The 15,693-nt window shown below is 62.1% G+C and carries 16 protein-coding genes; 8 read left to right on the forward strand and 8 right to left on the reverse strand.

Annotated elements, in window-relative coordinates; genetic code table 11:
- Positions 1-28: 28 nt before the first annotated feature.
- From ACFSNN_RS00420 to ACFSNN_RS00430, 3 genes are all read left to right on the forward strand, one after another.
- Positions 29-1,000 (forward strand): chemotaxis protein CheX, encoded by a 972-nt coding sequence (locus ACFSNN_RS00420; RefSeq protein ID WP_134461566.1) that lies wholly within the window; start codon positions 29-31, stop codon positions 998-1,000.
- Positions 1,001-1,020: 20 nt separating this feature from the next.
- Positions 1,021-1,386 (forward strand): response regulator, encoded by a 366-nt coding sequence (locus ACFSNN_RS00425; protein ID WP_007178665.1) that lies wholly within the window; start codon positions 1,021-1,023, stop codon positions 1,384-1,386.
- A gap of 737 nt (positions 1,387-2,123) precedes the next feature.
- Positions 2,124-2,870: a response regulator gene (locus tag ACFSNN_RS00430; protein WP_134461569.1), complete on the forward strand. Its 747-nt coding sequence runs from the start codon at positions 2,124-2,126 to the stop codon at positions 2,868-2,870.
- Between the two features lie 78 nt (positions 2,871-2,948).
- Here ACFSNN_RS00430 and ACFSNN_RS00435 read toward each other — a convergent pair whose 3' ends face one another.
- Both ACFSNN_RS00435 and ACFSNN_RS00440 read right to left on the reverse strand, forming a co-directional pair.
- The gene (locus ACFSNN_RS00435; RefSeq protein WP_134461572.1) at positions 2,949-3,707 is read right to left on the reverse strand and encodes an SDR family oxidoreductase; all 759 of its coding nucleotides are present in this window, start codon (positions 3,705-3,707) and stop codon (positions 2,949-2,951) included.
- Between the two features lie 99 nt (positions 3,708-3,806).
- Entirely contained in the window at positions 3,807-4,766 is a 960-nt protein-coding gene (locus ACFSNN_RS00440) for a GlxA family transcriptional regulator (RefSeq protein WP_134461575.1), read from the reverse strand.
- Positions 4,767-4,869: 103 nt separating this feature from the next.
- On the opposite strand from ACFSNN_RS00440, the gene ACFSNN_RS00445 reads away from it, so the two are divergent.
- From ACFSNN_RS00445 to ACFSNN_RS00460, 4 genes are all read left to right on the forward strand, one after another.
- On the forward strand, positions 4,870-5,805 hold the full coding sequence (locus tag ACFSNN_RS00445; RefSeq protein WP_134461578.1) for a LysR family transcriptional regulator: 936 nt from the start codon (positions 4,870-4,872) through the stop codon (positions 5,803-5,805).
- Between the two features lie 111 nt (positions 5,806-5,916).
- On the forward strand, positions 5,917-7,110 hold the full coding sequence (locus ACFSNN_RS00450) for a CaiB/BaiF CoA transferase family protein (RefSeq protein WP_134461581.1): 1,194 nt from the start codon (positions 5,917-5,919) through the stop codon (positions 7,108-7,110).
- A complete protein-coding gene (locus tag ACFSNN_RS00455) occupies positions 7,107-8,060 on the forward strand; it encodes a hydroxymethylglutaryl-CoA lyase (protein ID WP_134461584.1) in 954 nt (317 codons plus the stop codon). Before ACFSNN_RS00450 ends, ACFSNN_RS00455 begins: the two co-directional genes overlap by 4 nt.
- A 59-nt stretch (positions 8,061-8,119) precedes the next feature.
- Entirely contained in the window at positions 8,120-9,451 is a 1,332-nt protein-coding gene (locus ACFSNN_RS00460) for an MFS transporter (RefSeq protein ID WP_134461587.1), read from the forward strand.
- A gap of 12 nt (positions 9,452-9,463) precedes the next feature.
- Here ACFSNN_RS00460 and ACFSNN_RS00465 read toward each other — a convergent pair whose 3' ends face one another.
- A complete protein-coding gene (locus ACFSNN_RS00465; protein ID WP_134461590.1) occupies positions 9,464-11,050 on the reverse strand; it encodes a Na+/H+ antiporter in 1,587 nt (528 codons plus the stop codon).
- Between the two features lie 86 nt (positions 11,051-11,136).
- On the opposite strand from ACFSNN_RS00465, the gene ACFSNN_RS00470 reads away from it, so the two are divergent.
- A complete protein-coding gene (locus ACFSNN_RS00470; protein WP_279631164.1) occupies positions 11,137-11,259 on the forward strand; it encodes a hypothetical protein in 123 nt (40 codons plus the stop codon).
- Positions 11,260-11,356: 97 nt separating this feature from the next.
- Here the strand turns inward: ACFSNN_RS00470 and ACFSNN_RS00475 are convergent, their stop codons facing one another.
- From ACFSNN_RS00475 to ACFSNN_RS00495, 5 genes are all read right to left on the reverse strand, one after another.
- Positions 11,357-11,962, reverse strand: coding sequence for a hypothetical protein (locus ACFSNN_RS00475; protein WP_134461593.1), 606 nt, complete (start codon positions 11,960-11,962; stop codon positions 11,357-11,359).
- A gap of 42 nt (positions 11,963-12,004) precedes the next feature.
- A complete protein-coding gene (locus ACFSNN_RS00480) occupies positions 12,005-12,460 on the reverse strand; it encodes a hypothetical protein (RefSeq protein ID WP_134461596.1) in 456 nt (151 codons plus the stop codon).
- A 155-nt stretch (positions 12,461-12,615) separates the two neighbouring features.
- Positions 12,616-13,551: a SphA family protein gene (locus tag ACFSNN_RS00485; RefSeq protein WP_244323047.1), complete on the reverse strand. Its 936-nt coding sequence runs from the start codon at positions 13,549-13,551 to the stop codon at positions 12,616-12,618.
- Positions 13,552-13,773: 222 nt separating this feature from the next.
- The gene (locus ACFSNN_RS00490) at positions 13,774-14,046 is read right to left on the reverse strand and encodes a hypothetical protein (RefSeq protein WP_134461599.1); all 273 of its coding nucleotides are present in this window, start codon (positions 14,044-14,046) and stop codon (positions 13,774-13,776) included.
- A gap of 100 nt (positions 14,047-14,146) precedes the next feature.
- A complete protein-coding gene (locus tag ACFSNN_RS00495; protein WP_341868453.1) occupies positions 14,147-15,505 on the reverse strand; it encodes a putative bifunctional diguanylate cyclase/phosphodiesterase in 1,359 nt (452 codons plus the stop codon).
- Positions 15,506-15,693 lie beyond the last annotated feature (188 nt).

The raw sequence follows: 15,693 nt of genomic DNA on the forward strand, positions 1-15,693 counted from the left end.
GATTAGCCGTTGTGAGCAGGAACGCGACATGAACATGAACAAGCCGGTCAGCAAAGTGCTGGTGCTGGACGACTGCCCGTCGCACAAAGAAGCGCTCAAGCGCTTTTGTGACGAGAACAATCTGGTCGGCGTGAAAGTCGGCAAGAACCGTCTGCAATCGGTGCTGCGCTCGAACATCGATCTGGGCGCGGTGCTGTTTGCCGAGCGTTATGGCGGCTCGCCGGAAGCGAGCGCCGAGATCGCGATCAGGATCAACGCGGTGCGCCCCGAGCTGCCGATCATCATGCGCCGCGATAACGATCCCGGCATGGATGGCTTGCCGGAGAGTTTGCGGCGCGTGGTCTGCGCCGCGTACGTCGCGCACGATATGGCGCCGCTGCGCCAGGTGATCGACGACTACATCTTCAGCCTGGACTATCCGAACGCACTGGTGCGCGGCATCGCCGACATGACACAGGCGATTCTCGGCGATGTGTTCAAGGACCTGACCATCACGTGCGACACGCCGTATATCGTGCGCGACCGCATCATCTTCGGCGAGGTGTTCAGCCTGATTCCGCTGGAAAGCGCATGGTGCCGCGGCTACATGATGATGCAGGCCGAAGAGACGCCGATCCTCGAACTGCTCGATCGTTATCAGATGATCGGCAGCGCGCGGCACGGCGAAGCGGATTTCCGCGATCTGAACAGCGTGCTCGGCGAAGTAACGAATCTGATCTGGGGTTCCTTCAAGAACCGCTATGTCGGCGACGCGGACGCCTGGGCGCGCAGCCAGGTGCAGGTGCCGCTGCTGGTGAATCACAAGCACAAGTACATCTCGTTCGGCAGCGGCAATCCGCAACTGTGCTTCACGTACTGGTTGAAGGACCCGCAGACGAACCGCGCGGTCAAGTTGCATCAACGTTTTGTGTTCAGCCTCAGCTGGTCGCCGGAGGACTTCAAGGAAGTCGCGGACGACGTCGGCGCAATGGTCGAGGCAGGCGAACTGGATCTGTTCTGAGTGTTGTCATAGGAAAAAACATGTCGAAAATTCTGGTGGTGGATGATTCGAGCACGGTGCGCGACGAAGTGGCCGGCTTTCTGAAGAAGAACGGTCTGGACGTCGACACGGCCGTGGACGGCAAGGATGGCCTCGCCAAGCTGAAGGCCAGCCCCGGCATCAAGCTGGTGATCAGCGACGTCAACATGCCGAATATGGACGGCCTGACGATGGTCGAGAAGATTCGCGGCGAGCTCGCGAACAAGACCGTCAACGTCATCATGCTGACGACCGAGAGCAGCCCGGCAATGAAGGAGCGCGGCAAGGCGGCCGGCGTGAAAGGCTGGATCGTCAAGCCGTTCAAGGGCGACGCGGTGCTGGAAACGTTCCGCAAACTGGCGAGCTGAGCGCTTCTTTCGCTTCAGGCGAGCGCAAAGGTGAGAGTTTTCGGGAGCCTCGCGTCGAGATGGTGTTTAAGCCTGGTTCGCGGTCACCGTGGCTGTCGAAACACGTGAAAAACGCCAATTAACCGCCCGGCGCAGTGATCGAGACGATGCTTCCGCATGACTCTGCCAGCTCAAAGGTGAGGATATTCGGGACCTTGTGCGTGTTCATGCGACGCTCGCTGCAATGGCCGGCATTGATCGATCACGCCGCGCATCTCTCGCATCAATCCCGCATCTTCTCCATCACGTGCAAACGCCCGCACGCGCACCGCTGCTTACCTGGGTATGCAAATTACTCCACCGGTTCTAAAGGTGAGGGTTTGCGGGAGTTGCCCGTTTTGGAGTAGTCGAACCACGCCCAGCATGCCTTTGCGGCCTGCCCCCAAGCTCGAAAGGTGAGGGTTTTCGGGAGCAATCCGACGCGCACCTCGTCTCGAACCCCACGCGCTCCGTGCCAAAGGTGAGGTTTTTCAGGAGCCGACCCAAAAAATAATATGGTGCGTCACACGCGCCGGCTCATATCACGTTTCGTGTTGAAAGAGTTGGGAAGAAATTGGCAACCTTGGGGGCTGTTCCGCGTTTTGAGAACACCCGCATGCAGGGAAGATGGCGACGCGGACGACAGGGTGCGCGGATCGGCTATATCCGCCTGCCAGATGCCTGTCTCTGAAAAACGATCGTCTCCTGGAATCAGTTGGATGAGTCAGCATATTCTTTTCGTGGGTGCCGACGCCGGCTTGACTGCCGTGGTGGGCGAATCATTGCGCGGGCAGGGCTGCGGCGTGTCGGCACGTCCGCCTGCCGCCGCGCTCAAGCACGTGATCGAGAGGGAGCGGCCTTCGTTGCTGGTGCTCGACATCTCGGCGCCGCACGGCGACGGCCTCGCTGTCCTGCGCGACTTGCGCATGAGCGGCAACGACGTGCCCGTGATTCTGCTATCGGCAAGCAACAAAGCGATTGACCGCGTGATCGGTCTCGAACTCGGCGCGGACGATTTCATGAGCAAGCCCGCCGACCCGGCCGAACTGCTCGCGCGCATTCGCGTCCTGCTGCGACGGCGCGGCACGCTCGCGCCAGGCGCGCCCGAGACGCGACCGCCTTATCGCTTCGGACGCTGCGAACTGAACTTCTCCGCGCGCGAATTGCGCCGCGACAACGAGCACTTCGCGTTGCGCAGCTCCGAATTCGCGTTGCTAAAAATCTTCGTCAACCACGCGATGACCGTGCTCACGCGCGTGCAGCTCAACGAGAAACTGCGCGGCAATAGCGTCCTGCATCAAGGGCGCAGTCTGGACGTGTCGATCTGGCGGCTGCGTCGGCTGATCGAGATCGATCCTTCCGAGCCGCGCTATGTGCAAACGGTATGGGGACGCGGCTACGTGTTCGTGCCGCACGGCGAACTCGGGGCGGCCGAGCGCGGCGTGATGGTCGCGCCTGGCGTGTAGATTTGTGGAGAATCAGGCGAAAGGTGAGAGTTTTCGGGAGCGCTCGATGCGCCCCGTTGCTGCTTCGCTATCGGCGCATTACGCCGGCTTTGCGATCTCGCGAATGTCCGCGACCGGCGTTTGGCCGAATGCATCGCTCAAGGCGTATTCGAGCAACTGGGTCGCACTTTGTTCAGGCGTCGACAGTTGGCCGTTGCGCTTGAGTTCTTCGAATCGTTCGCGCATGGGGAACTGTTCGACGCCGCTGCCGCGAATCTCCGCCTGCATGTTCGTATCGATCACACCCGGCGCCAGACTGCAGATGCGCAACGCCCGATTCGCATCGAGCGCGACGGCGCGTGCGTGGTGGTCGAGCGCGGCCTTCGTCGCGCAATAGACGCTCCAGCCGGGATACGCGTTACGTGCCGCGCCGCTGGAAATATGCACGATGCGCCGGTCGCTTGCGTCGACGGCGGCGGCAGCGAGCGCGCTGGCCAGCATCAAGGGCGTGGCGACATTGAGGCTCACGGCGGTTGCGATGGATGCCGCGTCTTGTCCTTCAATCGGTCCAATGGGCTGCACCATGCCGGCGTTGTTGATCAGCAGAACCGTTTGCGCGCCGCTGACGAATTCACGCAGCGCATCGCTCGCGATCCATTGTGCGACGCGGGTGGTGTCGGCGAGTTCCAGTTCGATTTCTTCGAGCAGCGCCGGGAAGCGTGCTTTGAGCGTGGCATGCCGCGAGCGCGACAATCCCAGCACGGCGATATCGCGAGCCAGAAGTTGTTCGGCGAGCGCCGCGCCCAGACCGCGTGTGTGGCCGGTGACGATCGCACGGATCGGAGAAGAGGGGGGCATGTCGGTCCTTGGGATCGTTGGCTTGGGGAAGCGGCTATTTTCTCACGCGACATTTTTCCGCGTGCAATGGCGCCTGACGGCGCGCGCGTCCGGTTCACTTCAAGCCGAGCGAAAGCGCTCGCGATACTGCATCGGCGTCGCACCGATTCGTTTGGTGAAGACAATGCGCATGCGGTCCGCCGTGCCAAAACCGCAGTCGTACGCAATCGCCTTGAGCGCCGCACCACTGCTTTCGAGCAGCTTGCGTGCCGCATCCACACGGGCGCGTTCGACGAATTCATGCGGCGTCACGCCGGTCTCCTGCACGAACACGCGCGCGAAGTTGCGGGCGCTCATGCCCGCGACATCCGCGAGTTGCTTCACCGAAAAGCTCTCGCGAATCCGTTCCATGACGTGCGCCTGGACTTTGGCGACTGGCGAGGTGTCGTCGGCGGGCGCGGTCAGGTAGGGGCTGAATTGCGACTGACCGCCTTGCCGCTGTGCGAATACGACCAGACGTTTGGCGACGGCGAGCGCCGTGTGCGGACCGTGATCCTCGGCGACTAAAGCGAGCGACAGATCGATGCCCGCGGTCACGCCGGCCGATGTGACGAGTTGCCCATCGCGCAGATAGATGCGGTCGAAGTCGACGCGCGCCTTTGGAAATTGCGCCGCCAGTTGCGCGGCGTGCTGCCAATGCGTCGTCACGTTGCGCTCGTCGAGCAACCCCGCGTGACCGAGCGCGAACGCGCCGGTGCAGATCGAACCGTAGCGGCCGCACTGTGTGGCGACGTTCGCCAGCCACTCCAGCAGCGGCGCATCGGGCGTGGTGTCCGGAAGCGCCGGTCCGCCCGCGACCAGCGCAAGATCGAATGGCCCGCGTGCCTGGTCGAAGGTAGCGTCGGCGACCAGCATCATGCCGTTGGACGCGCGCAGCGGTGCGGCTTCGGCGCTGAGCAACTTCACCTCGTAGGCATCCGCGGGTGCGATGAAGCGGTTGGCTTCGGAAAACACGTCGACGGGACCGGCGACGTCGAGCGCCTGCACGCCGGAAAAGATCGCGATCGCGACGGTGGGCATCGGAAGACTTCCTTTGACGAGGGACGGAATCCGCGAGGGCTCGACACCAATTTTGCATCTGGCGTCAGAATAGGCGGATCGCACAACAACGCGGCGCCCCGCCATGGTAATCAAAAACCTTCTCCGAAGGCTCGACCTCACCACGCTGCAACTCTTTCTCGCAGTCTACGAGGAAGGCACGCTCACGCGTGCCGCCGAGCGCGAGGCGATCGCCGTTTCCGCCGCAAGCAAGCGTCTGCTCGAACTCGAACAGGCGGTCGGCGCCACGCTGTTCCAGCGCAACGCGCGTGGCATGACGCTCACGCCGGCGGGCGAAACGCTGCTGCACCACGCGCGCCGCGTGATGCGCGACATCGAGAACATCGGCATTGAACTGGCCGGTCATGCGAGCGGCGTGCGCGGCTACGTGCGCATGATGGCCAACCTCTCGGCGATCGTCGAGTTCCTGCCGGAGGATTTGCGCGCGTTCCAGTTGCAGCATGAGCGCGTCAAGCTCGATCTGGAAGAGCGGCCGAGCGGCGGCGTGGTCGAAGCCGTCGACGACAGCCTCGTCGACGTCGGCATCTGTTCCGGCGATGCCGACACGCGTGACCTGCACGTTGAACACTACCGGCACGATTCGCTAGTGCTCGTGATGCGCGACGATCATCCGCTGGCTTCGCGCAAAAGCGTTGCCTTCGTCGAAACGCTGGACGGCGATCACGTCGGTCTGCACGCCGCGAGTTCGATCAATGCTCGCACGCATCTCGCCGCGCGTCAGGCGGGCAAGCCGCTGCGGCTGCGTATTCACGTGCCCGGCTTCGATGCGGTCTGCCGGATGGTGCAGGCCGGCATGGGCGTCGGCGTGTTGCCGCTGAAGGTGTATCAACTGATGGGCCGGCCGCTCGGTCTCGCCGGCACGCCGCTCGAAGACGACTGGTCGGAACGCAGCCTCGTGCTGGTGGTGCGCGACGTCGAAGCATTGTCGCCGGTGAGCCGCCTGTTGTTCGACCATCTGCGCACCATCGAAGCCTCGGAAGCCCCGCCCGCTGCCGCTTGACGGAGAGCGTTCGCCGTTCGCGAACGGTCGTTGGCGAATTGCGGTTGGACGCCACGGCTGCGCCGCTCATAAGCTGTCTCTCAACTCGAAACCCGCTTTGGAGACAGCACAATGGGTGGACCGCTTCAGGGTATCCGCGTCATCGAGATCGGAACCCTCATCGCCGCGCCGTTTGCCGCGCGCCTCATGGCCGAGTTCGGCGCCGACGTCATCAAGATCGAAGCGCCCGAGACCGGCGATCCCCTTCGCAAATGGCGCAAGCTGCATGAGGGCACCTCGCTCTGGTGGTATCTGCAGTCGCGCAACAAGAAGTCCATCTGCGTGAATCTGAAGTCGGCGGACGGTGTCGAGATCGTCAAACGGCTCGCGGCCGACGCCGATGTCGTGATCGAAAACCTCCGCCCTGGCGCGCTCGAAAAGCTCGGCCTCGGCTGGGACGTGCTGCACGCCATCAATCCGAAACTGACGATGGTCCGCATTTCCGGCTACGGTCAGAGCGGTCCGTATCGCGACCGGCCGGGCTTCGGCGCGATCGGCGAAGCGATGGGCGGCATCCGCTACACGACCGGTGATGTGGACGGTGCGCCGGCGCGCGTCGGCGTGAGTCTCGGCGATTCGCTCGCGTCGCTGCATGGCGTGATCGGCGCGCTGATGTCGCTGCTGCGCGTGAAGACGGGACAGGGCGAAGGCCAGGTGGTCGATGTCTCGCTGGTCGAGAGCGTGTTCAATCTGATGGAAAGCCTGGTGCCGGAATACGATCTGCTCGGCCATGTGCGCGAGAGGAGCGGCGGCGCGCTGCCGGGTATCGCGCCATCGAATACGTATCGCACGGAAGACGAAGGCTTCGTCGTGATCGCCGGCAACAGCGATCCGATTTTCAAACGCCTGATGCAGGTGATCGGCCGTCCCGATCTCGCCGACGATCCAGCGTTGGCGCGCAATGACGGCCGCGTTCAGCACTGCGCGATGCTCGATCAGGCGATCACCGAGTGGACCTCGCATCACTCCACCGACGACGTGTTAGCGGCGCTCGAACGCGCTGAAGTGCCCTCGGGGCGCATCTTTTCGGTGGCCGATATCGTCGCCGATCCGCACTACCTCGCACGCGACATGTTGTTGGACGCGCAACTGCCGGGCGGCGCGTCGGTGAAGATGCCGGGGATCGTGCCGAAGCTCTCGGACACACCGGGCGAAGTGCGCTGGCAAGGGCCGACGCTCGGCGAGCATACCGGCAGCGTGCTCAGCGAACTCGGATTCGCCAACGACGATATCGAGCGGCTGCGCCGCGAAGGAGCCGTGCAATGAATCGCGTTTTGAACACCCCGCAATTCGACAAACTGATCGTGCAGGAGGTCGCGCCGCGCGATGGCTTGCAGATCGAACCCACCTGGGTCGAAACCGCGGACAAGATCGCGCTGATCAACGCGCTATCTACTGCGGGCTTCACCCGCATCGAGGGCGGCTCGTTCGTTTCGCCGAAAGCGATTCCTGCGTTGCGTGACGGCGAGGCCGTGTTCCAGCAGATCGAGCGGCAGCCGGGCGTGATCTACGTCGCGTTGATTCCGAACCTGAAGGGCGCCGAACGTGCGCTGGCTTCGCGTGCCGACGAACTGAACCTCGTGATGTCCGCGAGTCAGACCCACAATCGCGCCAACATGAGGATGAGCTGCGAGTCGTCGCTGGTCGCGTTCGGCGATATCGTGCGGCACGTGAAGGGCTCGGGCGTGCTGTTGAACGGATCGGTGGCGACCACATTCGGCTGCCCGTTCGAAGGCAAGATCGACGAAGACCGCGTGATCGGCATTGTCGATACGTATCGCGAGATGGGGATCGAGGGCATCACGCTCGCCGACACGACCGGCATGGCGAACCCACGCCAGGTGACGCGCCTCGTCACGCGCGTGCTCGAGCGGCTGCCGGCCGCCGCGCTCACGCTGCACTTTCACAACACGCGCGGGCTGGGCCTTGCGAATGTGCTGGCGGCATACGAAGCCGGCGCGCGCCGCTTCGACGCCGCGTTGGGTGGTCTTGGCGGATGTCCGTTCGCGCCGGGCGCGTCCGGCAACATCTGCACGGAAGACCTCGTGAACATGTGCGACGAAATGGGCATTCCCACCGGAATCGATTTGAAAAAACTGATCGCGCTGTCGCGCGGCTTGCCCGCGCTGCTCGGCCACGACGTGCCCGGACAACTGGCAAAGGCGGGCCGTAATTCCGATCTGCATCCCGTACCTGAATACGTTCTACAAATCTGATAACCCCTAATCGATTAGACGACCGGACGGCTTCGCCGAATCCGGCATTGGAGACGAACATGAGTGACCTGGGCGCAGTCGCAACCGGCAACCGCGAGCACAGCGTGAACGATGCCGCGGCCATCATCCGCAAAGTAGCGTGGCGGTTGATGCCGTTGATCATGATCTGCTATCTGTTTGCATTCTTCGACCGCATCAACATCAGCTTCGCGAAGTTTCAGTTGCAAAGCGACCTCGGCTTGTCGGACACCGCTTATGGTCTCGGTGCGAGCCTGTTCGTGATCGGCTACGTGCTGTTCGAGGTCCCGAGCAATCTGTTTCTGTACAAGGTCGGCGCGCGGCGCTGGATTGCGCGGATCATGATCTCGTGGGGACTGGCGACGGCCGCGATGGTGTTCGTCAGCAACGAATGGCAGTTCTATGGGTTGCGTTTCGTGATCGGCGCGATGGAAGCGGGCTTCGCACCGGGCGTGCTGTACTACTTGACGCTGTGGTTTCCGCCGAGCTATCGCGGACGTGTCACGTCGATGCTGTTTCTGGCGTCCGCGTTTTCCGGCCTGATCGGCGCGCCGCTTGCGGGACTCGTGATTGGACACATGAACGGCGTGCTTGGCATGCCGGGTTGGCACTGGCTGTTTCTGCTCGGTGGGTTGCCGTGCATCGTGCTCGGCTATCTGGTGCTGAAAGTGCTGAAGGATCGTATCGAGGACGCAGGTTGGCTGTCGGCCGCGGAAAAGTCTTTTCTTTCGGGGCAGATTGCGCAGCAAAGCCGTCATCCGGAAACCGGGCATTCGTTGATGGGCGCCATCAGGACACCGGGCTTTCTCACGCTGGGGTTGGTGTATTTTCTGATTCAGGTGGCGTCGTACGGTTTGAACTTCTGGGCGCCGCATCTGATTCACGTGGCGGGGACGAACAATCCGACGGTGATCGGTTTGCTGACGGCGGTGCCTTATATTGCCGGCGCTATCTGCATGGTGGTGGTCGGGCGTTTGTCCGATGCGAGCGGCGAGCGGCGCAAGTTCGTGTTCGGCTTGCTGGTGATGTCGGCGATCGGTTTCTTTGCCGCGGGCTTCTTCGACAAGCAGACGGCGTTGCTGGTCGTCGCGCTGGCTGTGATGGGCGCGGGCGTGGTCGCTTCGATTCCGGCGTTCTGGGCGCTGCCGCCTAAGCTCGTCACGGGCGCCGGCGCAGCGGGCGGGATCGCGCTGATCAACACGCTCGGGCAACTTGGCGGCATTGTGAGCCCGATCATGGTGGGACGCGTGAGAGACCTGACCGGCAGTACGACACCGGCCTTGTATGTGATCGGTACGATGAGCCTGGTGTGCGCGCTGATCGTGCTGTACGGCTTGCCTGATTCGTTGCGACGCAGGGAAGCCGCGCGGTAGAGATCGTTCGGTTCAGCCTCTGCCATGCATCGCTGCGATTTCCTGCAGATCGAGATCGTGTTCGAGCACGGTCAGCAGTTCATCGTGAAGCAAGCCCGTTCGATGCAGATGCAATAGCTCGACCCGTGCCGCCGAAACGGCGGCCAGCACCACGTCGTAGTGTGCGGCGCGTTCCTTCGCAGGGAAGGCGGCTTCGTCCTGATGAGCCTTGGTCATGCGCGCACGATAGCTGTACTGTTCCAGCAAGCGTGGATGAATCACGCTGCCATCCGGTCCGTGCACGAGCGGCCGAATCGCGGCGAGTTGCGCGGCTTCGAGCCGCGCCCACGCCTGCGGCTCAGTCAGATGCCGTTCGTTTCGCTCGGATGCGTGGTCCGGATTGATCCATCGAATCAGCGGTCCGATCGTCGTGCCTTGACCGAGCACCGTGACCAGAATCACGGCGAATGACGCGACCAGGATCAGATCGCGGCCCGGCATCGTCTCCGGCAAGGAGAGCGCGATGGCCAGCGTGACCACGCCACGCATGCCGGCCCAACTCGTGACAGTCGCGGAGCGCCAGTCGGGCGTGCCGCCCGCGCGGCCTGTCGCTTTGCACACCAGCGCCTTCAACCATTCCACCGCGAAGACCCACACGAAGCGCGACAGCACGACTACCGCGAGTACTGCGCCGACGGCCGGGCCGAACGCGGTCAACGCGTCGCCGAAGCCGCCTAGCCGCACCATCACACCGCGCAGCGACAGTCCGATCAAAATGAACACGAGCGCTTCCATCAGGAAGATCACGACCTGCCAGAAGGCCGTGCCGCGCATGCGGACCGCCGCCGAAAAAACTTCATGCTGATGCCAGCCGAGCACCATCCCGCAGCTCACGGTCGCGATCACGCCCGACACGTCCAGCGTGTCGCCGGCGATGTAGCTGATCCACGCGGACAGGGTCGCTGCGGTGATGATGAGGTACCCATCGTGGAGATAATGCAGCAGCTTGACGACCACGAAGCCGATCGCTACGCCCACTGCCACGCCACCCAAGGCGAGCACGGCGAAGCGTCCGGCCGCATGCTGCGCGCTGAAGGTGCCGGTCAGTGCGGCCGCGACTGCAAAGCGGAACAGCACGAGTCCGGCTGCGTCATTGAGGAGGCTCTCGCCTTCGAGCAGCACCATCAGGCGGCGCGGCAGCGCGACACGTTCGAGCACCGCCTTCGCGGCGACGGCGTCGGGCGGCGAGACGATCGCACCCAACGCGAAGCACGCGCCCCATGGCAGCGCGGCCACGACCCAATGCACGACCAGCCCGACCGTGAGCGTGGTGAACGCGACGGCGCCGATCGCAAGCAGCAGGATGCCGCCTAGGTTGCTCTTGAACTCGTCCCACACGGAGAAGTACGCGCCGTCCATGAGGAGCGGCGGCAGGAACACGATCAGGACCAGTTCGGGATCGAGATTGAAACGCGGCAGACCGGGCACGAAAGCCATCGCGGCGCCGCCGACCAGCAGCGCGGCGGCTGGCGGCAGACGCAGCCGCTTGGCGAGCAGTTCGAGACCGATGATCGCGACGAGCGACAGCAGGACGACTTTGAAGCCCATGACGGACGACATGTTCGGCCTCGGTAAGTGGCGGCGGAACTACTTTTTATCACACCGCAGCAAGGGTGCCCGCGGTTGCGTCGGGACGGAATAGGACCGTGGGATCAAACACTTGGCTGGGCTATGCGCAGGTTGTCCACAGGCTTGCGAACAATTTGTGGGGACAACTGGAGTTCGGGATGCCGTGCATCATCCTGTTCGGCGGCATGGTGAGCCGATGATGGTGGGGCGTGTGAGAGACCTGACCGGCAGTACAACACCGGCCTTGTACGTGATCGCTAAGATGGGCCTGGTGTGTGCGTTGCACCGGCCTCACGGCTATTGAATGTCCTGACCGTTCCGCGTGATCTGCACGGCCTTCGCGGATGCATAGTCGGCGCGGATGCTGTCACCCACTTTAAATTTTTCCAGTTGCACGTCTGGCGACGCCTGTAACGTCACCGTGCGGGAAGGCCCGCGAAGCGTCACCTGCCGCTTCTTTCGATCGATATTCTGGACCGTGGCGATAATTTCGACGCGTCGCAACTGCACCGATACACCGCCCGACGCAGGGTTCGTCGCCTGGTCTTCGACGCGCGCACGAATACCCTTGGTATCCACCTTGTCCGCCGACAACAGCAACTCGCCTTCATAGGCGATGTGAACCTCATCGCCGACTTTGAGTTTGCTCACGTCGCCGATCGCCGGGTCGACTTTGACAACGTTGGTATTTCCTCGCGGCCCCCGAAGGGTGACAGCATGGTTTTGCGTATCGATATGAACGACGCGCGCGGTCGCTTCGACGAGCGCAGCAGCGCCGAGCGCTTGTGGCGCGCTTGCAGACAGGCTGTCCTGCGCCTGAGCGCAGAACACGGGACTAGCGAAGGCTGAAGCCAGAAGGACCGAGCGGAGCATGTGCGAATGATGATGTTGACGGTTCTTCATAGATGATCCTGCGTCAGGTTAGAGAAATGACTATTTGGCGGATTACGCTTTATGGTGCGATTCAGGCTGCGCCCTTATTGCCTGCTGGTGCAACCCAGCGGTTCGTCGTGCCGTCCCCCTCTCTACAGAACCTTGCCGCAGCTTGGCATCATCGAAAACGCGGGCGCGCTCTGCTTCAACGAGACACCGCTTTTTCTTTAACGAATGTTCATGCATCTGACTGCCCATGACAGCCAGATAGTCGTCGAATCTGTTGCGCCTGAAGCGCAAGTAAAATTCCTTCCCCGCAAGTCCATTAGCCAAACTGAGTAGCGCACCGTAATCGACGCCGCTCTTCCCAGCCAGCAGAGCAACGGCTTTCTCGAGTGCGGCGTACCGGCTGGAGAGCGGATCCATCGGGTCGAAGAGCGTGTGAAACTGCTGGTAGGGGACCAGCCGTCTGTGTTCGGCCGCGCGTCGCAGCGTCGATGCAACTTGCTCGACGATATTGAGTTCCATGATTTCTCCCTGTTCGTACGTCGTTGGCGCCAGGCGCCGTTAACCTGAGCGTAAAAGGCGTTCTGTCGGAGTCCATACGTCACGTCGATTTCTATCGACATGCGAGGTTTGCGCGCACTTGGTTAGTTCCTTGCCGATTTCCACCTTCCGTCGCATCAGAACGCGAGCATTCCTGTTGCCATGACGCTCGCCGTGCTCCTGATGCGGTTGGTGCTGGTCACTGTCGGAACCCAACGCAGGCTCGCCGACAATGGATGCTTGCCGTTGATCTTCGTGTCATAGGTGATGACGGGCCCCAGTGCGAAGTCGTGTCCGCGAAAACCGTGCAGACGCTCGGCGGCAGGGCCTGAGTCGTTGCCGAGTTGTTGCACGGTTCCGGCCACGATGCCTACACCGAGACCGTTCACAAATTTTTTCAACGCCATGATATCGAGCGTGAAAAGAGGTGCATTGTGGTAATCGGTCGCAGTATTGGTCGTGTAGAACTGCAGGCCCGCGACAACGTTGAACTCAAGGCCGTTTTTGGGTACGAGTTGCGTATAGGCGACCTGCGGCACGAACGTCCAGTTGTTCAGACTCGGACTTGCCAATGCATTCGCATCGTAGTGACCGGTAGGCGCCCAAAAGGAGAAGCTGGCGGCAATATGCGCGGTGTTTGAAAAGTGATAACCGGCGATGATTGGCGTGAAATAAAGGTCGAATAGATTCGACGCGCGGTCGCTCGTCGAAGCGCCGGCGCCTCCAACCGCGAGCGACCCGGTCACTTCAGTCCAGACATAGGGCACGGTAATGCCGGATGCGAAATCCCAGCCACCGGCGCCGCCCCATACACGCAGCAGTGACGCCAGCGTGAAGGCAACCGGCGCATCGATCCCCAACGATGTCTTTCCGGCGATCGGTATCTCACGGCTGCCGCCAATCGAGCCGTTGATATAGATCTGTTCGATGCCCACCGCAGTGATGGGCTCAGGTGCGACGATGCCGGCTCCGGAAAGGACACTCATGCCGGCAACAGGACGGCCCAGGCCACCTTCGGTCGCGAAGGCATCGCCAATCGTCCACGATGTCATGATAAATAGGCTTGTGACCATAGCGACGCGACGTGTGGCGGTGGCTGAAAATTTCCCCGGCATGCATCGCGCGCTGGTCCAGTTGAGTGCACACGCGTCAGCCCGCATTGTGTTGTTCGTTTTATCCATGCACTGTTGTCCATCACATCGGAAGACCGCCTATCCGACGTTGGTTCGTGGTTAGTAATCGCCTGCGGCGGAGGCTTGTTCGCAGCCGGGCCGCCATCGCTTCTGCAGCCCGTATCATTGAAGCGGTTGCAGCGCCGCCCATCGGGTCCAACCTGTATCACTGTCCGGCGCGCCGATTCGCAATGCCCGCGAACCGTCGCCGAAAAAAAGCGATTCGGTGCAGCACACGCCCGTATCGCGGATGCCGTGTGTACCCATGCAGCCGACTTTGCGAGTGAAGTGCAGGTTGCCTTCGCGCAGCAAGCCAAGGTACGCGTGGCACTCTTCCTTGGGCGCCTGACTTGCCCAGCGGTTTAGCAGTGCAGCGGCGATTTCCGCATCGAACATGGTCTCTCTCCTGATTCACATCATGTAGGCAACGCAAAGACGCCCCCAAAAGACGTCGCGACGCGCCGACAATTTCAATTGTTGTGTTGCCGAATGCTTTCTACAGCGCAGCGCGCCGTGTATTCGCGCGACTGGCGCTCAGCAGCGGGCCGGCAAATTTATCCGCGCTCGCCGGGCGGCCGAACAGATAGCCCTGCAACATGTCGCAATGCATCTCACGCAGAACCGTTGCCTGTTCATGGGTTTCCACGCCTTCGGCCGTGACTGTCATGCTGCACGCGTGAGCCATCGCCACGAGCGCACGAGTGATCGCGATCGAATCGCTATCGCGTGGCAAACCCGCGACGAACGAGCGATCGATCTTCAGGTTGTGCAAAGCAAAGCGCTTGAGGTACGACAGCGACGCGTAGCCCGTGCCAAAGTCGTCGAGAGCGAGCGTGACGCCGAGACTCGCCAATGCTGCCGTCGTCGCCGCAACCGTCGGGTCATCCGGCATCAATACGCGCTCCGTAATCTCCAGTTGCAGCGCTGACGCGTCGAGTCCGTTGCGTTCGAGGCACGCGGCAACCTGCCGCACGAGGCGCTCGTTGAACTGGAGCGGCGAAATGTTGACTGAGACAGGCAGGCGCGGCGCAATGCTTGTGCGCCATTGAGCGGCTTGGGCGCAGGCCTGTTCCAGCACCCAGTCGCCGATGCTCGCCATCAGACCAGCCTCTTCCGCAACCGGTATGAACTCGGCTGGTGCGACTTCGCCCAACTCGCTGCTGGTCCAGCGCAGCAGCGCTTCGGCACCCACCGTCTGGTGCGACGCGCTGTCGATGATGGGCTGATAAACCAGCCTCAATTCACCGGCGGCGAGCGCGTGGCGCAACAACTCCTCCAGCCTGAAACGACGTTGCGACTCGTCTTGCAAGCCCTCCGTGAAAAATTGCACGCGGCCGCGGCCGCTCTCCTTCGCGCGACGCATCGCCGAGCCGGCGTTGCGTATCAGCGTGTCCGCATCGCGAGTGTCGCCGGAGGAGCAGGCGATGCCGATCGATGCGCCGAGGTGATACTCACGGCCCGCGATTTCCAGTGGCGTGCTGAACAGATCGAGGATTTGCAGCGCGAACTCGCCAATGTCCGACGCGTCGCCGCGTTTATCGACGACGACAACGAACTCGTCGCCACAGATACGCCCGAGCAGATCATCATGATTCATCAGTCCGGCAAGCCGGCGCGCGATGCCGCGCAAGACGCGATCACCAAGCTCGTAACCGGCGACGTCGTTGATTTTGCCGAAGCAATCGAGATTGATGAAAAGCACGGCGACGCGCGCCGCAGGTTTCAATTTCAGCAAATGCTGAACGCGTTCGGCAACATAAGCGCGGTTATACAAACCGGTGAGCGAGTCGAGAAACGACGTATAACCGAAGTGTCGAATTGGGCTTGTCTGTTCACTGCTCACGGTGCAGCGCATATTAAACGCCGCGTCGCCGAGTGGAATGCTAGCGGCTAGTTCGGGCAGACTTGCCTTGACACGCGCAATGGTCGCTCGACGAGTCATCTTTGCACTCCTTCCTGAATTTCGTCCGACACATGACAACTTGTCATGCAGGTCAGAATCATGCGCACCGGCATAAGCAGCATGATTTGCATGTCTCAGCG

Source organism: Paraburkholderia dipogonis (genome assembly GCF_042680985.1).
Lineage (GTDB): Bacteria > Pseudomonadota > Gammaproteobacteria > Burkholderiales > Burkholderiaceae > Paraburkholderia > Paraburkholderia phytofirmans.